This is a genomic window from Jeongeupia sp. HS-3, from assembly GCF_015140455.1.
Taxonomy (GTDB): Bacteria; Pseudomonadota; Gammaproteobacteria; order Burkholderiales; family Chitinibacteraceae; genus Jeongeupia.
Genome location: NZ_AP024094.1, coordinates 742,931 through 764,388, shown reverse-complemented (window position 1 = coordinate 764,388; position 21,458 = coordinate 742,931). Strand labels below are relative to the sequence as shown.

The 21,458-nt window shown below is 61.8% G+C and carries 23 protein-coding genes; 16 read left to right on the top strand and 7 right to left on the bottom strand.

Annotated elements, in window-relative coordinates; translation table 11 throughout:
- From hemH to JLC71_RS03545, 3 genes are all read left to right on the top strand, one after another.
- Positions 1-1,107: a ferrochelatase gene (gene hemH / locus JLC71_RS03555; protein WP_200917304.1), complete on the top strand. Its 1,107-nt coding sequence runs from the start codon at positions 1-3 to the stop codon at positions 1,105-1,107.
- 81 nt (positions 1,108-1,188) lie between these two features.
- The gene (locus JLC71_RS03550) at positions 1,189-1,887 is read left to right on the top strand and encodes a response regulator transcription factor (RefSeq protein WP_200917303.1); all 699 of its coding nucleotides are present in this window, start codon (positions 1,189-1,191) and stop codon (positions 1,885-1,887) included.
- 31 nt (positions 1,888-1,918) lie between these two features.
- Entirely contained in the window at positions 1,919-3,268 is a 1,350-nt protein-coding gene (locus JLC71_RS03545; RefSeq protein ID WP_236250965.1) for a sensor histidine kinase, read from the top strand.
- On the opposite strand, the gene JLC71_RS03540 is transcribed toward JLC71_RS03545, so the two are convergent.
- The 3 genes from JLC71_RS03540 to JLC71_RS03530 all read right to left on the bottom strand — a co-directional run bounded on the left by JLC71_RS03540 (position 3,265) and on the right by JLC71_RS03530 (position 4,931).
- Complete coding sequence (locus tag JLC71_RS03540) at positions 3,265-3,888, bottom strand: CoA pyrophosphatase (RefSeq protein ID WP_200917301.1); 624 nt, start codon at positions 3,886-3,888, stop codon at positions 3,265-3,267. The genes JLC71_RS03545 and JLC71_RS03540 overlap by 4 nt on opposite strands.
- A complete protein-coding gene (locus JLC71_RS03535; RefSeq protein WP_200917300.1) occupies positions 3,889-4,503 on the bottom strand; it encodes a trimeric intracellular cation channel family protein in 615 nt (204 codons plus the stop codon).
- A 65-nt stretch (positions 4,504-4,568) separates the two neighbouring features.
- Complete coding sequence (locus JLC71_RS03530) at positions 4,569-4,931, bottom strand: Hpt domain-containing protein (RefSeq protein WP_200917299.1); 363 nt, start codon at positions 4,929-4,931, stop codon at positions 4,569-4,571.
- Between the two features lie 64 nt (positions 4,932-4,995).
- Here JLC71_RS03530 and metG point away from each other — a divergent pair, with 64 nt between their 5' ends.
- On the top strand, positions 4,996-7,107 hold the full coding sequence (gene metG, locus JLC71_RS03525) for a methionine--tRNA ligase (RefSeq protein ID WP_374757615.1): 2,112 nt from the start codon (positions 4,996-4,998) through the stop codon (positions 7,105-7,107).
- Positions 7,108-7,187: 80 nt separating this feature from the next.
- Positions 7,188-7,472, top strand: coding sequence for an acylphosphatase (locus tag JLC71_RS03520; RefSeq protein ID WP_200917297.1), 285 nt, complete (start codon positions 7,188-7,190; stop codon positions 7,470-7,472).
- On the opposite strand, the gene JLC71_RS03515 is transcribed toward JLC71_RS03520, so the two are convergent.
- Complete coding sequence (locus JLC71_RS03515) at positions 7,469-8,029, bottom strand: WbuC family cupin fold metalloprotein (RefSeq protein ID WP_200917296.1); 561 nt, start codon at positions 8,027-8,029, stop codon at positions 7,469-7,471. The genes JLC71_RS03520 and JLC71_RS03515 overlap by 4 nt on opposite strands.
- Before the next feature lie 177 nt (positions 8,030-8,206).
- On the opposite strand from JLC71_RS03515, the gene JLC71_RS03510 reads away from it, so the two are divergent.
- Genes JLC71_RS03510 through JLC71_RS03495 form a run of 4 tightly spaced genes read left to right on the top strand, consistent with a single transcriptional unit; the run spans position 8,207 to position 11,098 of the window.
- Entirely contained in the window at positions 8,207-9,292 is a 1,086-nt protein-coding gene (locus tag JLC71_RS03510) for a hypothetical protein (RefSeq protein ID WP_200917295.1), read from the top strand.
- 12 nt (positions 9,293-9,304) lie between these two features.
- Positions 9,305-9,616 (top strand): (2Fe-2S) ferredoxin domain-containing protein, encoded by a 312-nt coding sequence (locus JLC71_RS03505; RefSeq protein ID WP_200917294.1) that lies wholly within the window; start codon positions 9,305-9,307, stop codon positions 9,614-9,616.
- On the top strand, positions 9,613-10,467 hold the full coding sequence (locus JLC71_RS03500; protein ID WP_200917293.1) for a DUF4349 domain-containing protein: 855 nt from the start codon (positions 9,613-9,615) through the stop codon (positions 10,465-10,467). Before JLC71_RS03505 ends, JLC71_RS03500 begins: the two co-directional genes overlap by 4 nt.
- The gene (locus JLC71_RS03495; RefSeq protein WP_200917292.1) at positions 10,451-11,098 is read left to right on the top strand and encodes an alpha/beta hydrolase; all 648 of its coding nucleotides are present in this window, start codon (positions 10,451-10,453) and stop codon (positions 11,096-11,098) included. Before JLC71_RS03500 ends, JLC71_RS03495 begins: the two co-directional genes overlap by 17 nt.
- A gap of 3 nt (positions 11,099-11,101) precedes the next feature.
- Here JLC71_RS03495 and JLC71_RS03490 read toward each other — a convergent pair whose 3' ends face one another.
- Both JLC71_RS03490 and JLC71_RS03485 read right to left on the bottom strand, forming a co-directional pair.
- Positions 11,102-12,499: a sensor histidine kinase gene (locus tag JLC71_RS03490; protein WP_200917291.1), complete on the bottom strand. Its 1,398-nt coding sequence runs from the start codon at positions 12,497-12,499 to the stop codon at positions 11,102-11,104.
- Positions 12,486-13,163: a response regulator gene (locus tag JLC71_RS03485; protein ID WP_200917290.1), complete on the bottom strand. Its 678-nt coding sequence runs from the start codon at positions 13,161-13,163 to the stop codon at positions 12,486-12,488. The genes JLC71_RS03490 and JLC71_RS03485 overlap by 14 nt, the downstream gene beginning before the upstream one ends.
- 198 nt (positions 13,164-13,361) lie before the next feature.
- On the opposite strand from JLC71_RS03485, the gene JLC71_RS03480 reads away from it, so the two are divergent.
- The 6 genes from JLC71_RS03480 to JLC71_RS03460 all read left to right on the top strand — a co-directional run bounded on the left by JLC71_RS03480 (position 13,362) and on the right by JLC71_RS03460 (position 18,885).
- The gene (locus JLC71_RS03480) at positions 13,362-14,459 is read left to right on the top strand and encodes an ABC transporter substrate-binding protein (protein WP_200917289.1); all 1,098 of its coding nucleotides are present in this window, start codon (positions 13,362-13,364) and stop codon (positions 14,457-14,459) included.
- A gap of 72 nt (positions 14,460-14,531) precedes the next feature.
- The gene (locus tag JLC71_RS03475; protein ID WP_200917288.1) at positions 14,532-16,286 is read left to right on the top strand and encodes an ABC transporter permease; all 1,755 of its coding nucleotides are present in this window, start codon (positions 14,532-14,534) and stop codon (positions 16,284-16,286) included.
- A complete protein-coding gene (locus JLC71_RS03470; protein WP_200917287.1) occupies positions 16,279-17,343 on the top strand; it encodes an ABC transporter ATP-binding protein in 1,065 nt (354 codons plus the stop codon). The genes JLC71_RS03475 and JLC71_RS03470 overlap by 8 nt, the downstream gene beginning before the upstream one ends.
- A gap of 171 nt (positions 17,344-17,514) precedes the next feature.
- Positions 17,515-17,679, top strand: a complete 165-nt coding sequence (locus JLC71_RS16395; protein WP_236250964.1) for a hypothetical protein — start codon at positions 17,515-17,517, stop codon at positions 17,677-17,679.
- A complete protein-coding gene (locus tag JLC71_RS03465) occupies positions 17,676-18,047 on the top strand; it encodes a phospholipase D family nuclease (RefSeq protein ID WP_236250963.1) in 372 nt (123 codons plus the stop codon). Before JLC71_RS16395 ends, JLC71_RS03465 begins: the two co-directional genes overlap by 4 nt.
- Positions 18,048-18,144: 97 nt before the next feature.
- Positions 18,145-18,885 carry an energy-coupling factor ABC transporter permease gene (locus tag JLC71_RS03460; RefSeq protein WP_200917286.1) on the top strand — a complete coding sequence of 247 codons (741 nt, stop codon included), beginning with the start codon at positions 18,145-18,147 and terminating at the stop codon, positions 18,883-18,885.
- A 44-nt stretch (positions 18,886-18,929) separates the two neighbouring features.
- Here JLC71_RS03460 and JLC71_RS03455 read toward each other — a convergent pair whose 3' ends face one another.
- The gene (locus tag JLC71_RS03455; protein ID WP_200917285.1) at positions 18,930-20,234 is read right to left on the bottom strand and encodes an NAD(P)/FAD-dependent oxidoreductase; all 1,305 of its coding nucleotides are present in this window, start codon (positions 20,232-20,234) and stop codon (positions 18,930-18,932) included.
- A 158-nt stretch (positions 20,235-20,392) separates the two neighbouring features.
- On the opposite strand from JLC71_RS03455, the gene rlmM reads away from it, so the two are divergent.
- The gene (gene rlmM / locus JLC71_RS03450; RefSeq protein ID WP_200917284.1) at positions 20,393-21,451 is read left to right on the top strand and encodes a 23S rRNA (cytidine(2498)-2'-O)-methyltransferase RlmM; all 1,059 of its coding nucleotides are present in this window, start codon (positions 20,393-20,395) and stop codon (positions 21,449-21,451) included.
- Positions 21,452-21,458: the final 7 nt, after the last annotated feature.

Sequence of the window (21,458 nt, the reverse complement as noted above, 5' to 3'; positions counted from 1 at the left end):
ATGAGCCGTTTTCTTCCCGAACCCGAATTCAGCCACGATCAGCCCGCCCGCATCGGCGTGCTGCTGGTCAATCTTGGCACGCCCGATGCGCCGACGGCCGCGGCGGTCAAACCCTATCTGCGGCAGTTCCTGTCCGACCCGCGCGTGGTCGAAATCCCGCGCATCGTCTGGCAGGCGATTCTGCGCGGCATCATCCTCAATATCCGGCCCAAAAAATCGGCGCATAAATACGCCAGTATCTGGAGCAAGGAAGGCTCGCCACTGCAAGTCTGGACGCAAAAGCAGGCCGGCCTGCTTAAAGGCTATCTGGGCGAACGGCTCAATGCGCCGTTGTCGTTCGCCGTTGGCATGCGTTATGGCCAGCCGTCGATTGCCGCGGGCCTGGACAAACTCAAGGCAGAGGGCTGCGATCGCATCCTGCTGATGCCGCTCTACCCGCAATACGCTGCCAGCACCACTGCCACCGCCTGTGATGCCGCCTTCGCGCGCTTGGTCAGTTATCGCAATCAGCCGGCGCTGCGGACGCTGCGCAGCTTTCACGATGACCCCGGTTATATTGCCGCGCTGGCCAATCAGGTTCGCGCGCACTGGCAGCGCGAAGGTCGTGGCGATCATCTGCTGATGAGTTTTCACGGCCTGCCGCGTTACACGCTAGACAAAGGCGACCCTTACCACTGCCATTGTCACAAAACCGCCCGCCTGCTCGCCGAAGCGCTTGAGCTGCAGACCGGTGACTACACGCTGACGTTCCAATCCCGCTTCGGCAAAGCCGAATGGCTCAAACCGTACACCGCGGATGTCCTAACCCAACTTGGCAAGGCCAAAGTCGGCCAACTGGATGTCATTTGCCCCGGCTTTGTTTCAGATTGCCTGGAAACCCTGGAAGAGATTGCGATCGAAGGCAAGGAAAGCTTCCTCATCGCCGGCGGTGGCAACTTCCGCTATATCCCCTGTCTGAACGACAACCCCAAGTGGATTACCGCGCTCGCCGATCTGGTCGAGCGCGAGCTTTCAGGCTGGCTAGTCCCTGACTGGCAAGCCGAATATGCCACTGGTCTGGCCAGAGAAAGCCGGGAACGCGCCCGCACCTTGGGTGCACCAAAATAACTGGGAAATTGGTGAAATAGCAGTTACACTCAGCAGTAAGCATTTCCTTACAAGACGCCGAATTCCCGGAGGTTTCCCACCATGAGCACCCGGCTTTTTCTTGCCGAAGACGACCTCATTCTCGCCGACGCACTGAAAACCAGCCTCTCGCAGGCTGATTTCCAAGTCGATTGTGTTAACGACGGTACGCTGGCACTGCAGATTCTGCTGCACAATGACTACGACATTGTCGTCCTCGATATCGGCCTGCCGAACATGGATGGCCTCACCGTCCTCAGGAATGTGCGCCAACACAAACCATCGCTGCCTATCCTGATCCTGACCGCGCTTGATGGTCTGGAAGAACGTGTTGCCGGCCTTGACGCCGGTGCCGACGACTATCTCGCCAAGCCGTTCGAATTCGCCGAACTCGAAGCGCGCCTGCGCGCTCTGCTGCGCCGCAGCCAGATCCTGCCGCAGTCGGTGCAGCAACTTGGCAACCTGCGCCTTGATCGCGCCGGCCAGCGTGCATGGTGCAACGACACCCCGCTTGATCTGTCCGCACGTGAGCTGACTGTGCTCGAGATCCTGATGTCGAACATTGATCGCGTCGTCACCAAGGAACAGATCGTTTCCGAGCTCGGCTCGGAAAACGCCGAAGTCGGCCTGAACGCGATCGAAGTCTATGTTCACCGCCTGCGCAAGAAGCTTGAACCGTGTGGCGTCGTAATCCGGACCATCCGTGGTCTAGGCTACCTCCTCGAGAAACAACAACCACTTGCCCAGGATGTTGCGGGATAAGGTTTCACTCAAACGGCAACTGCTACTGTGGTTGCTGATACCGCAAATCGTCCTCTGGCTGGCCGGTGCGGTGCTGTATTACAACGTTGCAACGCACTACGCCAATGCCATCACCGACAACAGCTTGTTGCAAACCGGACGGGCCATCGCCCGTCAGGTCAAACCTGTTGATGGTGAACTGGTCGTCGACTTTCCCCGCGCAGCGCAACTGCTGCTCGAGGAAGGCCCCGACGACAAGCTCTTCTACACCGTCAGCACCATCCCCGGCGGCATAATCCTCGGCAATCGCCACCTGCCTGCACCACCAGGCAAGCCTGTGGCCGACCAGGCAGTGTTCTACAACACCGCCCTGGATAAAGAACCGCTTCGGGTTCTCTCCATTTTCTACCCGCTTGGCAGCAGCGATCACTGGCTGCACGTGCAAGTGGGCAAAAACCTCCAGAAACGCAGCCAGATCTCGCGTGAAATACTGCTCGCCACCGGCATCCCCATGGGCTTGCTGATCGTGGTCATGAGCGTACTGGTCTGGCTAGGCATCCGCCGTGGCCTGCGCCCGCTGGAAAAGCTCCAGCGCAACGTCGAGCATCGTGCGCCGCAGGATCTGGCGCCACTGGAGACACTGGAGCTACCGGTCGAGTTGCAATCATTGACGCACGCACTCAACCAGCTGCTATCGACTACCAACGAAAGCGTTTCCAGGCAACGCCGCTTCATTGCCGATGCCGCGCATCAGCTTAGAACCCCGCTTGCAGGACTCAAATCGCAAACCGAACTGGCCATGCGTGAAACCACGCCCGAAGGTTTGCGCGCCCGGCTCAATCTGGTGCACACCAGTGCCACGCGCAGCATTCATCTCGTCAACCAGTTGCTGACTTTGGCCCGCTCGGAGCCGGGCGCGCAGACCAGCGCCCCCGGGATGCGCGTTGACCTGGCCAAACTGATTCGCGACTTAACGGCCGAATCGGTGCCGCGAGCACTCGCTGCCGGCATGGATCTCGGTTGTGACAGCACCCTGCCAGCAGCCAGCATTGAGGGTAATCCGGCGCTCTTGCGCGAGCTGTTCGTCAATCTGGTCGAAAACGCAATCAAATACATCCCGCGCGGCAGCAGCATCACCGTGCGCCTGTTCGAACAAGGTGCCGACTATGTGATCGAGGTCGAGGATGATGGCAACGGTATCAGCGACGAACAAAAGCCGCTGGTGTTCGAGCGCTTTTACCGCGTGAACCAGAATGATGGCAACGGCTGCGGTTTAGGCATGGCCATCGTCAAGGAAATCGCCGAACGCCACGGTGGCCGGATCGAACTCATCGACGCCCAACCGCACGGGCTGATCGCACGCGTCACGCTACCCAAGCAACGCCCGGCCGGCGGCGCTTAATCAACGATACTGGGTGAGCCTTCCACGCCCAGCGCACTTGCCAGCATGAGCAGCATATTCGCCGTCGCTCCCCACACGATGTAATCGCCGATTTCGATGAAATGCGTCTGGCCACGCAAGCCGCGCCGCTCGACCCAGCGCCGCTCGTACTTTGCCGGATCAAGCAGCAAGGCCAGCGGCAACTCGAACGCGTGCTCGACCTCATCGGCACACGGCGTCAATTCGAAATCCGGGTCCAGCACGCCAACCACCGGGGTGACTGCATAGGCACTCACGGTGTAGTAACAACCCAGCGTACCAACGACGTGCACATAGCGGGCATCCAGGCCGATTTCCTCGGCACTTTCTCGTAGCGCAGCGGCGATGTCGTCGGCATCCTCATCCTCAACCCGTCCGCCAGGGAAACTGATTTGTCCCGCGTGGGTTGGTAGATGAGCGGCGCGTTCGGTCAGCAAGATCGTTGCGCCGCTGGCACGTGGCACGATGGGAATCAGCACCGCCGCCGGCCGCGACTCCTGCTCGATCGGGAAATCCCCCCCTTCGGGACGCGGCGCGTGTGCCAGGCGGGCACTCAGCCACTCGACCCAGATACGATGCTCGGCACTCTGCGGCCAGTTCACTCAATGCCCCACGCGCGGCAGGCGAAAATCTCGCAGATGGGCGACCAGGCGCAAGCTCAGGCCAATGGCAAACAGCGCCCATTCGACCCACAAGCCACGCCATCCCGAATGCGCGGCGGCATAAAGTAAAACGGCCACCAGAATCGCGACCGTACCGTAGAAATCCTCGTGCAGGATAAAGGGGACGTCGTTGACCATCATGTCGCGTACCAGACCGCCGCCAACAGCGGTAACGAAGGCAAGGAAGGAAACGCCAAACAGATTCAAACCGACATCCAGACCGATTTGCGCACCGGCAATACTGAAGGCAACCAGCCCGATCGAATCGGCAATGATGAATACTTTATATAACAGCCCGCGGTTGCGTTGATGCAGCTTGATGATCCAGGCAACGAGCAGCGTTGCGAAAATCGTATAGAGCGGGCCAGCATCGATAAAAATGCGCGGCACCCGATCGACCAGCACATCACGCATCATCCCGCCGCCGATGGCGGTCAGCAGCGCAAGAATCACCACGCCCAGCACGTCAAAACGCTTGGTCGCGCCAACGAGGTAGCCCGAAATCGTGAATGCGGCGGTACCGATCAGGAACAGCACATCGAACTGCAATTGCATGGCAATCAAGAACCGGAAAAAAGACACGCCAGTTTAGCGCGGCATGATCGCCTCGCACGTAACAGTCAGCACCGCTGCAGCGCAGACTCAACACCCGCGCCCAAGGCCGCGAGTTCGACATAGGCTGCGCAGGCCACCGCGGGTGCGTCATTACGCAAGGCGACCTCGATCTGCCGGCACAATGCCGCCATCCGCTCAGCGCCAATTTGCGCACACGCACCTTTCAACTGATGCGCAGCCTGTTCGGCAACATAGCGTTGGCCCTCATTCAGTGCCGCGCCAATCTCGGCGAGACACGCATCGTGCGTCGGCCAGTAGGCGTCGAGCAACTCGGCCCGCAAGTCCTGACCAAGATCGCGCATCAGTGCGGCGAATGCAGCGTCGATGTGAAGCAGTTCGGCCGCAAGTTCAGCAGGGGCTTGGGACATGGGTGGGCAGCTCCAGCAATGATGACCGTGAAATGACAAGCAACTATAACTTGCGCCCCCCGAGATGCGCCACGGCCCGACGCGCGGCTGCGATATAATCGAGGCATTCTTTGCCCAAAAAAGACGACACCGCATGAGCCGCAAAATCCTCGTCACCTCCGCCCTGCCCTACGCCAATGGCGCCATTCACCTCGGCCACCTCGTCGAATACATCCAGACCGACATCTGGACCCGCTTCCAGAAGATGCGTGGCCATACCTGTCATTACGTCTGCGCCGACGATACGCACGGTACGCCGATCATGCTGCGCGCCGAAAAGGAAGGCATTACGCCGGAGGCGCTGATCGAGCGCGTGCACGCCGAGCATTTGCGTGACTTCACCGGTTTTCATGTCGCCTTCGACAACTTCTACAGCACCAATTCGGAAGAAAACCGCGTGCTGGCGTACGACATCTACGCCAAGCTCAAGGCCGATGGCAAGATCGTCAGTCGCACCATTTCGCAGCTGTTCGATCCCGAAAAGAACATGTTCCTGCCCGATCGCTTTGTGAAGGGCGAATGCCCGAAGTGCAGCGCCAAGGATCAGTATGGCGACAACTGTGAAGTCTGCGGCGCCACCTACGGCCCGACCGAACTGAAGAATCCGTATTCGGCGGTCTCCGGCGCGACGCCGGTGCTGCGCGACTCCGAACACTTTTTCTTCCGCCTCGGTGAATGCGAAGACTTCCTCAAGGGCTGGACCACCGGCAAGGCCGTGGTCGGCAATGCCGAGCGCCTGCGTTTGCAGGAAGGCGCTGCCAACAAGATGCAGGAATGGTTTGAAGCCGGTCTGAACGACTGGGATATCAGCCGCGACGCACCGTATTTCGGCTTCGAGATCCCCGATGCGCCGGGCAAGTATTTCTACGTCTGGCTTGATGCGCCGGTCGGCTACATGGCCAGCCACAAAAACCTGTGCGATCGCCTGGGTCTGGATTTCGACGAATACTGGAACAAGGATTCGACCACCGAGCTGTACCACTTCATCGGCAAGGACATCCTCTACTTCCACGCTTTGTTCTGGCCGGCGATGCTCGAATACAGCGGCTATCGCACCCCGACCGGCATCAACGCGCACGGCTTTTTGACCGTCGATGGCGCCAAGATGAGCAAGAGCCGCGGCACCTTCATCACCGCCGAATCGTATCTGAACCACCTGAACCCGGAATGGCTGCGCTATTACTTCGCCGCCAAGCTCAATAGCGCGATCGAGGACATCGACCTCAACCTCGAAGACTTCACCGCTCGCGTCAATAGCGATCTGATCGGCAAATACGTCAATATCGCCAGCCGCGCCGCCGGCTTCATCACCAAGCGTTTTGGCGGCGAACTGGCACGCGACCTGGGCGACGCGCCGGTACTGGCCAAGCTGCAAGCCGCGAGTGATGATCTGGCACAACTGATCGAGAACCGCGACTTCAGCCGCGCGATCCGCGACATCATGGCGCTGACCGACGAGGTCAATCAGTTCGTCGATGCCAACAAGCCGTGGGAAATGGCCAAGCAGGAAGGTATGGACGCCGAGCTGCAGCGCGTTTGCTCGATTCTGATCAACGCCTTCCGCCTGCTGACGATCTACCTGAAGCCGGTACTACCCAAGCTCGCCGCCGATGTCGAAGCCTTCCTCAACATCGCGCCGCTGCGTTGGCTCGACGCGGGCTCCTTGCTGCTCGGCCACTGCATCAACCCGTATTCGCATCTGATGACGCGGATTGATCCGAAAGCGATCGAAGCCATGGTTGAAGAAAACAAGCAATCGCTGGCGCCGATCGAAACCAAGCCGGCGCTCGACTATGACGTCCCGCCGATTGCCGAGACCATCAGCATCGACGACTTCATGAAGATCGACCTGCGCGTGGCGATGATCGTCGAAGCCAAGGCGGTCGAAGGCGCCGACAAGCTGGTGTCGCTGACACTGGATATCGGCAATGAAACCCGCCACGTCTTCGCCGGGATCAAATCGGCGTACAAGCCCGAAGAGCTGCAAGGCCGGCTGACGGTGATGGTTGCCAACCTTGCACCGCGCAAGATGAAGTTCGGCATGTCAGAGGGCATGGTGCTCGCGGCCGGCGGCGATGGCGGCCTGTATATCCTGAGCCCGGACAGCGGCGCCAAGCCGGGGATGCGGGTCAAGTAAACTCGCCTGTCCCTGTACGGCTAAAATAAAACCGGCTCTGTGTAGCCGGTTTTATTTTTTCTGGAGAGGAGGAGTACGCCATGGATGAATTCATCGCCAAGCGCCTGCGCGTCTACGGCAAGGTACAAGGCGTCGGCTTTCGTTTTTATACGGTCCGGGAGGCGCTCAGGCTCAATCTGACCGGCTGGGTGCGCAATCGTCTCGATGGCTCGGTTGAAATTCAGGCACAGGGCCGCACGGCTGCGATTGATGATTTTTTGCACTGGGCACGCATCGGCCCCGATTCGGCACGGGTTGATCGCGTTGAGGCGATCGAGGCGCAAGTCGAGGATCAATCGACCTTCAACGAAGTCGATACGCTTTAACGCGCAAAGTGCGCCAGCATGGCCTCAAGAAAATCCGCAACACCGCTCTCGCCTTCCGTCGGTGCCCACGATGCTTTTTCGGCCACCGAGAGCGCCTGATACGGCCCGGCCTTACTCTCGAAAAACACTGAACCCGCTTCGAGTGCGACCAGACTATGGAAGACACCGGGCACCACATTGATGCCTACCGTTTCGCCACCGGCAATCAATTCGCGCGCTGCAATGACCTGGCCGGCGGCGTCAAACAGCAAGACCCCGATGCGGCCGCACAGCACGATCAGCGTTTCTTCCTTGTCCGCGGCCAGATGGCAGTGCGGTTGAATATAGGTGCCGGGTTCGAGCGCATTGAGCAAACGGTGACAGGCGTCGTCATTACCCGCATGAAAATTACGATTTTTTCGCAAGCGCGGGCTTTGCGCTGCTTCCTGACTCAATTCAGCCAGGAAGGTGCGATCGATGAACACCGGTTTGGTCATTGCAGAAACTCCAGATGAAAAAAAACCCGGACACGTAAACGGATCCGGGCTACCAACAACATCTACAAAGGAGAAACCCATCAAGACACGAATTTCGCACCTCAACAGAGGCTTGAATCTACCGCACTGAATGAAAGATTGTCAAATGAATTCAAGAGCTTGCATATTTAGAAAGCATAAATCGTGCAAGGCTTAGTCGCCCGCGCCGGCCCATCCACCGCGCGGTATAATTACTTTTTTGCTCACTGGCCCGCTCACATGTACCTGCCCGATCCCCGCCTCTATCCGCGCGTGAATGCCAAGAACCCGGTGATTCGCAGCCTGATGGCCTTTCTGACTGCCAGCGAACCCGCCGATGTGCAGCAAAAGCGCGAAGCCTTGAACGGCGTGGTTGGCGAGCTGCTGATGACCGGCGATCACTACGGCCTGAACGGCGCGTTGACGCAAGCGCCGACGCTGGAAGCGTACAAGGTGCTGTGGCAAACGCTGCGCAACGCAGTCGAGACGCCGGCGCAAGCCATCGATCATGCGGTGCCGTTTGCGCTACCCATCGTCTTTGTCGCCGGTCACAAGGGCGAAGCCAGGCTCGCCGGTGAGATCGATGCCGATGCCGTTCTGGCCTTGCTGCGCGAGCACGGTGTGATCGCCGGCGATACCGACGCCTGGCTTGGTGGCGCACTGATCGGCGCCGAGCAACTGGCAGCGGTCAATCCGGCGCAACTGGTACGCTGGCAGGAAACGATCACCAGCGCCGGCTCGCTACCGGGCGAATTCAGCGCGGCGCCGATCACCTTCAAGGATGAAGGCGTTTTCCTGCGCTACCTCGTTGGTGTCGCGATCCAGCCTGCCGATGCCGCACCGGTCATCCGTCTCGGCGGCGCCGTCGGCAGCTGGGGCATGCCGCTGGCGCAGTTGCTCAGCGACACGCTCAAGACGCCGGGTGTGACGCTGTTCCCGATTCCGCGCGTGCCGCAAAGCTGGCTCGCGGCGCAGGAAACCGGCCGGGTGACCGTACTCGAGACCCGCCTGCAGGTCGCCGCCAGCAACGCGCTGCGCAGCATCCGCAGCAAGGGCCGCACGCCGGTGATCACCATGGCCGCGCATGAAGGCGGCGAAATCCGCCTCACCTTCTCCAGCCGCGAGGATGCCGAGCGCTGGGAAGGCTATGTCTGGCCACTGGCACCGCTCGACAGCGCCGAGCAGGTTCACGCCTTCGTGCAGGGCCTGATGCAGGAGTGCCAGGTGGATGAGGTGCGCGTGATCGAAACGATCCAGCCCGATCTGGATACCGATGGCCTGCCCTTCTTCGTTACCGCGCACACCAAGCCGGTTCAACAGCAGTAAACGGGAACACCGATGAGCTACTACAAGCACCATGTGTTTTTCTGCCTGAACCAGCGCGAGCCGGGCGAGCGCCAGAGCTGCGCCAACTGCGGCTCGGTCGCTGCATGGGAGCACGCCAAGGCGCGGGTCAAATCGCTCAAGTTGGCCGGCCCCGGTGGCGTGCGCATCAACAAGGCGGGCTGTCTGGAGCGTTGCGAGGAAGGTCCGGTGATCGTGATTTACCCGGAAGAGACCTGGTACACCTATGTCGACGAGAGCGATATCGACGAGATCGTCGACGAACACCTCGTTCACGGACGCGTGGTCGAACGGCTGAAGCTATGAAACTCGGCCACGGCCTCGCGCTACTGCTCGTCGTCGCTACACTGGCTGGCTGCGGCAAGAAGGAGGAGGCAAGCTCCTCCGCCGACTACGCAGCAGCCCCATCCGCAACAGCGACCGAAGCGGCAAAAGCCGGCCCAGCAGTGGGGAAGCGCCACATCGCGGTAAGCCATGCCCTGACCGTGGAGACCTCACCAGAGAAACTTGAAGCCGCCTGGCTACAAGCCCAGCTGCGGTGCGTCGAGCCGCAATGCGAACTGCTTTCCACGACATTGCAGCGCGAAGGCACACACACGCCGGGCTCGGCACGGCTCTCGCTGCGCATTGCACCCGGTTCCTTCGCTGGCTATCTGGCGGGTCTGGGCACGCAAGGCAGCATCGTCTCGCAATCGACCGAGCGCGAAGACAAGACCGACGCGGTCATCGATACCGAAGCCCGTTTGAAAAACCTGACCCAGTTGCGCGACAACCTGCGTCAGATGCTCAACAATCGCAACGCCAAGCTGGAAGAGCTGCTGGCGGTACAAAAGGAACTGGCCGCCGCGCAAACCCAACTCGACGCCGCAGCGGGCCTGCGACTGGCGCTTGCCAACCAGACCGAAAAGGTCAGGGTCGACGTGGAATTGCGCGCAGCGCGCTCCATTGCCGAACGCAGCATCCTTGTCCCGCTGGTCGATGCTTGGCACGATATCGGCCTCAACCTCACCCGAAGCCTGGCGGCCCTGCTGACATTCGCAGCGGTCCTCCTGCCGTGGTTGCTGGTGCTGTGGCTACCGGCTCGCTGGTGGCTCAAGCGCCGCAGCATTCGACTTCAACTTCGCTCACAGTCCGACAAACATGAACGCACCCCGTAAAGCCCCCGCCTTCGAACTGCTCGAGATCACCGGCCCGGCCGGCAAGCTTGAATGCCTGCGCCTCGATTCGGCGCTCGACAGCGTCCGCGGCATCGCGCTGATCGCGCACCCGAACCCGACCGAGGGCGGCACCTTCACCAACAAGGTCGTGCATACGCTGGCCAAGACGCTGTCGCGGCTCGGCTATATCGCCTATTGCCCTAACCTGCGCGGCGTCGGCAACTCCGAAGGCGAGCACAGCCGCGGCAAGGATGAGCCCGACGACATGGCAGCGGTACTGGCGTACGCGCGTTCGGCACACCCGGATGCCGCCAAGCTGGTGCTCGCCGGCTTCTCGTTCGGCACCTATGTGCAATCGCAGCTGCGGACACGCCTCGCTGACGATGAAGTCGAAGGCATGATCCTCGTCGGCCCGGCGGTCAGTCGCTACAGCGACTACCCGACGGTGCCGGCCGATACGCTGGTGATCCACGGCGAGGAAGACGAAGTCATCAGCCTTGCCGCGGTGCTCGACTGGGCGCGGCCGCAGCAGTTGCCGATCATCGTCGTCCCCGGCGTCGGCCACTTCTTTCACGGCCGGCTGATGCAGTTAGGCGAGATTGTCGACAGGCAGTGGCGCTTGCGCGGCTGACCTTCAGCCCACCGCAGGCGGAACGGCCGGGAAATCCACCGTCACCGTCAAACCACCGCCCGGTGTATGCGAGAGCGCAATGCTCGCGTCGTGCAGCCGGGCGATTTCATGCACGATGCCCAGACCCAGGCCGCTGCCTTCCACTTGCGAGCCCGGTATCCGGTAAAAGCGCCGGAACACCTTGTCGCGCTCGTCCTCGGGAACGCCCGGGCCGTTGTCGATCACCTGCAGGCGCGCATACCCTTCGATCCCGGTCGTTCTGACCGTCACCATCTTGCCGGGACCGGCGTAACGGATGGCATTGTCGATCAGGTTGCCGACCAGTTCCTGCAGCAGTTCCGGCCTTCCCGAGATCGCCATCACCTCGTTCCCTTCGAACCCCAGATCCACATCACTACGCCGCGCCACCGGCGCCCAGTCGAGGGCGACATCGCGCGCCAGCAGCGTCAGATCCACATCGCTGTAGGTCACGACCAGAAAGTGATCCGGCGCCAGCCTCGACAGCGACAGCAGTTGCTTCACGCCGCGCGACGCATAGCGGACGGTATCGAGCAGTTCGCGCAACTGCTGTTTCACCACCGGCAGCTCGTCCTCGCGCAGCGCCAGCTCGACCTTGGCCTGCAGCACCGCCAGCGGCGTTTTCAGCTGATGTGCCGCATCGGCAAAAAAACGGCCTCTATCGTTGAGGATGCGCTCGATCCGCGCGATGTACTGGTTCATCGCTTCGACCAGCGGCTTGAGCTCGGTCGGCAACTCGGTCGCGTCGAGCGGCTGCAAATCGTCGGCATCCTTGTCCTTGACCTTGGCCGACAATCGCCGCAGCGGCTTGAGGCCGAAGCTGACCGCCAGCAGCACGATGGCCAGCGACAGCGCCACGAGCAGCAGATCCTGCAAGATCGCGCCGATCAGGATCTGCCGGGCCAGTTCGCGCCGCGACTCGGGCGTTTCGCCGATCAGTACCCAGACGATCCGCGTCTGCGCGCTCACGACGTCATGCACCCGCTGGCGAATCGCCGCAATGCGGATGGTGTCGCCCTGATACTCGGCATCGTAAAAACGCGGTTTGTAGAATTCCTGATCCTGCCGCTTCGGCAGCGGCAGATCCTTGTAACCGGTCAGCTCGGCACCGTGCTCTTCGGTCACGCGGTAATACACGCGGCCGGCGGCGTTGGATTCGAACATTTCCAGCGCCAGATACGGAATGTCGACAATGATCTGGCCGTTCTGGATGGTGATGCCCTCGACCATCGCCTTGGTCGACGTGAACAGGCTGCGGTCGAACGCCGCATCGGCCGACTGCCGGGCGCGGTGATAGGTCAGCACCGCATCGATACTGAGCAGCACCAGCAGCGGCACCAGCAGGCACACCGTCAGATAGCGCCGCAGGCTACGCTGCCGCATCGCGCGCTTCCAGCAGATAGCCGAGTCCGCGCAGCGTGACGATGGCAACGCCGCTGCCGTCGAGCTTCTTGCGCAGCCGGTGCACGTAGATTTCGATCGCATCGGGGCTGCTGGATTCGTCCAGCCCGAATATCTTTTCCGACAGCGCCTCCTTGCTGACCGCCTTGCCGGCGCGCATCAGCAACACCTCGAGCACCGCGTGCTCGCGCGGCGTCAGGTTCAGCGTGCCACCGGCAAGGCTGAATACCCGGCTGACGCTGTCATAGCGCAGCGGCCCGAATGTGAGTTCGGCGCTGTCGAAACCGTGGCTGCGGCGGATCAGCGCCCGCGCCCGTGCTTCGAGTTCGGTCAGGTCACAGGGTTTGGTCAGATAATCGTCGGCCCCAAGGTCGAGCCCCTTGACGCGCTCGTCGACCGACCCCTGCGCGGTCAGGATCAGCACCGGGACTTTGTTGCGCCGTTGCCGCAGTCGACGCAACACTTCCAGCCCGTCGAGTTTGGGCAGGCCCAGATCGAGGATCACCAGTGCGTAATCCTCGGTCCGCAAGACCTGATCGGCATCGCTGCCGTTATGCATGCAATCGACCGCAAACCCGCACTGGTTCAGGGCTTTGGTGAGCGAATCGGCAAGCGAAAGGTTGTCTTCTACAAGGAGCAGGCGCATGGCGGCATCAGCGAATTCGGGGACCATTTCAGTATCGTTAGCGGGCGACGCATGCACCATCAGGGATCGCCGCAACGGCGATTTGCATCGATCTGGTGCCTGGAAAGCAAATTGAAAGCGCTCGGCGCTTAGGATCGTTTCACACGGATGAAACACATCCGAACCGACGAGCCGACAAGGCCTGCTTTGGAGATCGATATGAAGCGCTTTACCCGTTTTGCCCTGGCCGTGGCCAGCTGTTCCATCGTCGGCACCGCAGCGGCGACGAGCATTCCGGCCGGTTATCCCGGCAACTATGCCACGATGGTCGGCGCCGCCACCAAGGAAGGCAAGGTCATCGTTTATTCGACCACCGACAGCGCCGCGGTCAAACCGTTGATCAAGGACTTCGAGGCCATGTACCCGGGCATCAAGGTCGAATACAACGACATGAACAGCACCGAGCTGTACAACCGCTTCATTTCCGAGAGCGCCGCCGGCGGCACCACCGCCGACCTGCTGTGGAGCTCGGCGATGGACTTGCAGCTCAAGCTCGTCAATGACGGCTATATCGCCAGCTACGCCTCGCCCGAAGCACCGAACATGCCGGACTGGTCGACCTACCAAAAGCAGGCCTACGGCACGACCTTCGAGCCGATCACCATCGTTTACAACAAGCGCCTGCTGACGCCTGCCGAAGTACCGCAAAGCCACGCCGATCTGACTCGCATCCTCAAGGCCAATCCGGGCAAGTTCAAGGGCAAGGTCACCACCTACGACATTGAAAAATCCGGCGTCGGCTTCAGCTACCTGACCCAGGACGTGCGCGTCGGCGGCGCGGCGATCTGGGACATGGTCAAGACCATGGGTGGCACCGGCCTGAAGCTGCAATCGTCGACCGGCGCGATGATGGAGCGGATTTCCTCGGGCGAAAACCTGATCGGCTACAACATCATCGGCTCGTACGCCTACGCCAAGGCCAAGAAGGACCCGTCGATCGGCTACGTGTACCCGAAGGACTACACGCTGGTGATGAGCCGTCTGGCATCGATCACCAAGGCCGCCAAGAACCCGAACGCCGCCAAGCTGTGGCTGGACTACCTGCTCTCCAAGCGCGGCCAGACCGTGCTCGCCAACGATGCCGACCTGTTCTCGATCCGCAACGATGTCGCCGGTGAAACCTCGATGGCCGGGCTGACCAAGCAACTGGGCAACAGCCTCAAGCCGATCCAGGTCGGCACCGGTCTGCTGGTCTATCTCGATCAGGCCAAGCGGCTCGAGTTCCTCAAGCAATGGCAACAGGCCGTCAAGCGCTAAACCGGCCCTAGCTTCTTTTCTCCCGCATGTGATTGCGCCGCGGCTTCTGGCCGCGGTCGCTGGAGTATTGCCATGAGTTCCATCACTTCGCTTCAGGGCAGCGTGCCGCTGCCGGCCGCGGCACCGGCTGGCGGCAGCAGCCCCTGGCGGGCCTACGCCGGATTCGGCCGCTGGCTGACCATCGCCATCGCCGTGATCGTGGTTGCGCTGCCGCTGTCGCTGATTTTTTTCCAGAGCTTCCTGAGCGCGCCGTTCTTCATGCCGAACAAGACGGTGTCGCTCGAAGCCTACCGCTTCGTGTTCGACGACCCCGACTTCTGGTCGGCGCTGAAGAACACCTGTGCCATTGCCTTCGGCATGCTGTTCATCGCCGTGCCGATGGGCGGTGTGCTTGCCTTCCTGATGGCGCGCACCGATCTGCCCGGCCGTCGCTGGCTCGAACCGATGCTGCTGACGCCGGTGTTCGTGTCGCCGATGGTGCTCGGCTTCGGCTACGTCGTTGCCGCCGGCCCGGTCGGCTTCTACTCGGCCTGGTGGATGTCGCTGTTCGGCACCGCCGAAGCACCGTGGAATATCTACTCGTTGTGGGCCATCACGCTGATCGCCGGTCTGACCCACGTACCGCACGTGTACCTGTACGCGTCGTCGTCGCTGCGCAATCTGGGTTCGGACGTCGAAGAGGCCGCCCGCGTCTCCGGTGCCAGCCCCTTCCGCGTCGCCCGCGATGTCAGCCTGCCGATGGTGATGCCGTCGCTGCTGTTCGCCGGCGTGCTGGTGTTCTTCCTCGGCTTCGAAGTGTTCGGCCTGCCGCTGGTGCTCGGTGATCCCGAAGGCCATCTGGTACTGACCACCTATCTGTACAAGCTGACCAACAAGCTTGGCATTCCGTCCTACCACCTGATGGCGACGGTCGCGGTGCTGATCATTCTGGTGACCTTCCCGCTCGTGCTGCTGCAACGCCGGCTGCTGCGCAACGCCAACCGCTACATCACCATGAAGGGCAAGGCCGCCCGCCAGCATGCACTGCCGCTCGGCAACTGGCGCTGGGTGGCCATGGGCATCGTATTGCTGTGGCTGGTGGTGACGGTGTTCGTGCCGATTTCCGGAATCACGCTGCGTGCCTTTGTCAGTCACTGGGGCCAGGGCGTGCCGCTGATGGAAGTCTTCACGCTGTCGAACTTCACCGATCTGTTCGAGAACGACAGTCTGGTGCGCGCCATCATCAACAGCTTCGGCGTCGGCATCCTCGGCGGCGCCATGGCCGTGGCGTGCTATACCGCCGTCGGCTTTGCCGGCCACCGCCGCAACGACTGGGGCAGCAAGCTGATGGATTATCTGGTGCTGCTGCCGCGTGCGGTGCCGGGCCTGCTCGCCGGCCTCGCCTTCCTGTGGGTGTTTCTGTTCGTGCCGGGATTCAAGGAACTGAAGAACTCGATGTTCTCGATCTGGCTCGCCTATATGGTCGTGTGGATGGCCTACGGCATGCGGCTGATTCAGGGCGCGCTGATGCAGGTCGGCCCGGAACTCGAAGAAGCCGCCCGCAGCGTCGGCGCCACCCGTGGCCAGACCAGTCGCTATGTGACGCTGCCGCTGATCCGCTCGGGGCTGATGGCCAGCTGGCTGTTGATCTTCATGATTTTCGAACGCGAGTACTCGACCGGCGTGTATCTGCTCTCGCCGGGCACCGAAGTCATCGGCGCACTGATGGTGTCGCTGTGGGCCACCGGCGCGGTCGATCAGGTTGCCGCCCTTTCCGTCATCAACATCCTTATGGTCGGCGCCGGTCTGGCTGTCGCCCTGCGTTTCGGAGTGAAACTTCATGACTAAGCTCATCGTTGAAGACCTGCACCTCAGTTACGACAGCACTCCCATCCTCAAGGGCGTGTCGTTCCACCTGAAGGCAGGCGAAGTCGTCTCGCTGCTCGGCGCCTCGGGCAGCGGCAAGACCACGCTGCTGCGCGCCGTCGCCGGGCTCGAGCAACCCTCGAGCGGGCAGATCCTGCTCGACGGCAAGGCACTGTACGACGGTGCGAAAAACACCAATCTGCCGGTCGAACAACGCTCGCTCGGCCTCGTGTTCCAGTCGTACGCGCTGTGGCCGCACCGCACCGTGTTCGACAACGTCGGCTACGGCCTCAGCCTGCGCAAGGTGCCGCAGGCCGAGATCAAGCAGCGCGTGCAGAAGGCGCTGGATCAGCTTGGCCTCGGCCATCTGGCCGAGCGCTTCCCGTTCCAGCTCTCGGGCGGCCAGCAGCAGCGCGTCGCGATTGCCCGCGCGCTGGTCTACAACCCGCCGGTGATCCTGCTCGACGAACCGCTGTCCAACCTCGACGCCAAGCTGCGCGAAGAAGCGCGTGCCTGGCTGCGCGAGCTGATCGTCTCGCTCAATCTGTCGGCGCTGTGCGTGACCCACGACCAGACCGAAGCGATGGCGATGTCGGACCGCATCCTCCTGCTCAAGAACGGCAAGATCGAACAGGAAGGCACGCCGGCCGAGCTGTATGCCTCGCCCAACTCGCTGTACACCGCCGAATTCATGGGCAGCAACAACAAGCTCAACGCCAAGGTCGTCTCGGTCGAAGGCGAGCAGGTGAAGCTGGCCGGCGATGGCTGGGAGCTGCACGGCCAGGCACGCGACTGGCTCGCCGCCGGCGCCGATGCGCAGGCCGTGATCCGGCTCGAACGCGTTCGCGTCGTCGACGGCCCTGGCCACAACCGCATCAAGGCCAAGCTGATCACCGCCATGTATCTGGGCGACCGCTGGGAGTACCTGTTCCATCAGGGCGAGACGCGCTTCCGCGCCTATGGCAACGATCCACGCAACGCCGGCGAATACTGGGTCGAGTTCCCCGCCAACGATTGCTGGGTCTTTGCAGCCGCCTGACAGGTCGTCAATTTCCGGGTTTGCGGCAGGTTTATCCTGCCGCTTTTTTTCGTCCGCGAAAAACCTTCACCAGCCAGTCGGAAGTGTAAATTGTGGCGATCGGCCTTTCTTTGGCGCCGAAGAAATCCGCGCAGGCGTAATGTTGCTGCAGCAGATCGGAGCGTCACCTTCATGAAATTACACCCGTGGTTCAAGCGCATCGCCTTGGCGGCCCTCGTGGGCCTTCCCGCCGTTTCATTCGCCGCACCCGGTGTCGAGGTCGGCTTTTCGCCCGAAGGTTCGGCGCGAACGCTGGTGTTGCAGACCATCGGCAGCGCAAAAAAAGCATCCAGATGATGGCCTACAGCTTCACCGCACCCGACATCATGCAAGCCTTGGCCGCTGCGCAGGCCCGCGGCGTGGACGTCCGTGTGGTCATCGACAAGAAACGCAACCTAGGCAAGCCCAGCCAGAAAGCGATGCAGTATGTCGCCAGTCACGGCGTACAACTGCGGATCGACGACCACTACAACATCCAGCACGACAAGGTGATCATCGTCGACGGCAAAACGGTGGAAACCGGCTCGTTCAACTACGCGCCATCGGCCGAGACCGAGAACTCGGAGAACGTCATCGTATTGCGCGACATGCCCGATATTACCCGGCAGTACGTGGCGCACTGGCAGTCACGCTGGGATCAGGGCGTGCCGTACACGCCCCAGTAAGCGCAAGCCCGCCAAACGTCGCGCAGCCTTCCCCCGGCGGATCGGGCAGCCAGACCCGGCCATGCCAGCGGGCAAGGTCATCCCGATCTGCACGGCAATGGCACACGGTCATGCGCACCGGCTGCAGCCGGCCGCCGGCTACACTAAGATGCCGGCTGCCGCCTTACCATCACTCGACATGAACTTCGTTTCGTCACAATTTCCGCTCTGGCTGCTTTCGCTGTCATGGATCGCCGCCGTACTGCTGCTGATCCGTGCCGCACTGCGCGTACCGTGGTTCGCACTGTCGCAGTCGGCGATCACCGGCTGGCTGGGCTGTACCATCGCCGCGCTGACCTTGTGGCAGATGAAGGCCAGCATCCAGCCGGGGCTGTCCTTCCACCTGATCGGCGCCACCGCGCTGACACTGATCGCCGGCCGTGATCGCGCGCTGCTCGGTCTGGCCGCAGCACTGGCGATCGACACCGGCTTCGGTCATGCCGGCTGGGGCGCGTTCGGCCTGTCGTGGCTGATCACCGCCGCGCTGCCCTGCACCCTGACCCAGGGCTTGCTCGGCATGGCGCAGCGGCGCTTGCCGCTGAACTACTTCATTTACATCTTCCTCAACGCCTTCGCCGCCGCTGCGCTGTCGATGTGGGCGGTCGGCCTGCTCACCTGCGGCCTGCTGGCTGCGGTCGGCGCCTACCCGCTCGAGTTTCTCTTGAGCGAACAGCTGCCGTATTACTTCCTGATGGGCTGGCCGGAAGCCTTCACCACCGGTAGCAATATGGCACTGCTGGTGATTTACCGGCCGCAATGGGTGGCCAGCTTCGACGATGAAAAATATTTGGCCGATTAGTTGGCTGCGAGACCGATCACCACAATCGCAGCACTGTTCCCGTCCTATAAGACAGCCCAGGACGGCAGCACGCCGAAATCGGCGGCTATCCGTAGCGCCGAGATCACCTCATCCTCAACGAATGCGGCACCCGTCCAGCCACCGGCAAACCAGGTCTGGCGCAGCCCCTGCAAACCAGCCAGCCGCGCCTGGGCGTGAACCGCAGCATGATCCAGCAGCGGGATCGCATGGTCGCAACAGTCGAACACGCTGGCCGAAGCGGGTTCGAATGGCGGATTGAGCGTCATGATCAAGGGCGCGTCAAACGGCAACGGCTGCAGCTTGTTGATAAGGAAACTGATCCCGCTTGGGCGCAAGCCACTACGGTTTCCGAGGTAATTGCACGCCGACCAGACCTTGCGCCGGATCGGCAACAGCCGGCGATCGGCATGCAAATACGCGGAACGGGTTTGATAGCGCACAGCGTTCAGCACCGCAGCTTCGGCCTCGGTGGCATCGCTCAGCAAAGCGCGGGCGTCCGGTGCGTGGATTGCCAGCACCACCGCGTCGAAACGCTCATCACCCTCAGCGCTGGCCAGCACCACACCGCGTGCATCGCGTCGCACGGCGAGCACCGGCGTTGCGAGGCGAATCCCCGGAACCGCAGCCAACAAGCGTTGCACGCAAGCTTGCGTCCCCCCCCCCGGGCCCCACCACCCCGAATGATGCGCACGCGGTGACAGCTCGTGCTCCAGGTAGTAGCGCAAAAAGAACGCCGCCGGATATTGCAGAACATCATCACCCGGATTGCGCCAGATCGCTGCAGCCATCGGCAGCAGGTAGTCATCGCGAAAGGCCCGGCCGTAACCCCGCTGGGCAAGCATCTGCGCCAGGCTGATCTGCGTCGCAATTACCTTGATCAGATCCCGCCCTGCCTGGCGTTTGAAGTTCATGATGTCGACGAGCATGCCCAGAAACGGCGGCGAGACCAGGTTGCGGCGTTGTGCGAATACGCCACCAAAGCCCTTGGTCGCCCACTCCAGCCGCCCGCCATCGACCGAGACGCCGAATGACATTTCCGCTCGCTGCAAGTGCGTATCCAGAGCGCCGAACAAGGCGCTCAGGTTCGGATCGCCGCGCTCGTTGAAAACCAGTAATCCGGTATCGATGCCGTGACGCTTGCCCTGCAGCTCGACCTCAACGGTTTTGGCATGGCCACCCGGCACCGCCCTCGCCTCGAACAGCGTCACCCGATAGTCGCGAGCCAGCAGCCAGGCCGAGGTCAGACCTGCCAGGCCCGCACCGACAATGGCGACCCGGCTTCCCGGCTTGGGAATGGTTTTATACTCGGGAACGCGAGCAGTACGCATATCCGGCCTTTTCAACGCCTATGCTAATCAGCTTAGAGGCTGGATCGCCCTGCGCCAGCGACGATACCGAACAACGGCAAAACGACCTGCTTCCCCGGCCTGGCCGAGCAGATGGAGCGCCAAATGAGTTATCCTTTGCGGTTTTGCGAGTCGCTGCGATGAACCCCGCCCTGCTGCTTTATTGCCGTCCCGGCTTCGAGGCCGACTGCCAACAGGAGTTCGCGGCGCGTTATCCGCTCGATGGCCGCTGGCAGACTGGCGCCGGCTACGCCATCTTCGAGGCTGACGATAGCGTCGAGCTGATGGAACTGCACCAACAGCTCGATGTCGCCCAACTGATCTTTACCCGTCAGGCGCTACTGGCCCTGGCCAAGGTCACACTGGGTGAACGCGATCGCCTCACTCCCATTACCAATGCGCTGGCCGAGCTGGATGCCCATTACGCCGCACCGTGGAAAGCGGTCTGGCTTGAGCACTCCGATAGTGATGAAGGCAAACCGCTTTCGGGCTTTTGCAAACGCTTTGGCGGCATCGTCGAAGAGGCACTGCAAAAACGCAAAGCCATCGACGAGCGTCGCGGCCGCTATCGGCTGCACCTGTTCTTCACCTCGATGTCCGAAGCCTGGATCACGCTGGCCAAGCCCGCGCTGGCCAGCCCATGGCCGCTTGGCATCGCCCGCGTGCGCATGCCGACCGGTGCGCCAAGCCGCTCGACGCTCAAGCTCGCCGAAGCGTTGATGATCCTGGTGCCGGATGCGGAGAGCAAACTGAAGCCCGGCATGGTCGGCGTCGATCTGGGTGCCGCGCCCGGCGGCTGGACCTTCCAGCTCGTCAGCCACGGCCTCAAGGTGTTCGCAATCGACAATGGCCCGATGAAGGGTGATATGGCGATCCACCCGCATGTAAAACACCTGCGTCAGGATGGGTTCAAGTATCGGCCGCAAAGTCCCGTGGATTGGCTGGTCTGCGATATGGTCGAACAACCGGCACGCATCGCCCAGTTGATCGCGGACTGGTTTGTTCGCGGCCATACCCGCCATGCGGTCTTCAATCTGAAGCTGCCGATGAAAAAACGCTGGGCCGAAATCGAGCGTTGCTTCGGGCTGATCGACGGCGCCTTGTATAGCGCCGGCATCGAGTACCAGCTGACGGCCAAGCAGCTGTATCACGATAGAGAAGAAATCACCTGCTACCTGACTCGCATCAAAGGGCGTTGACAGCTTT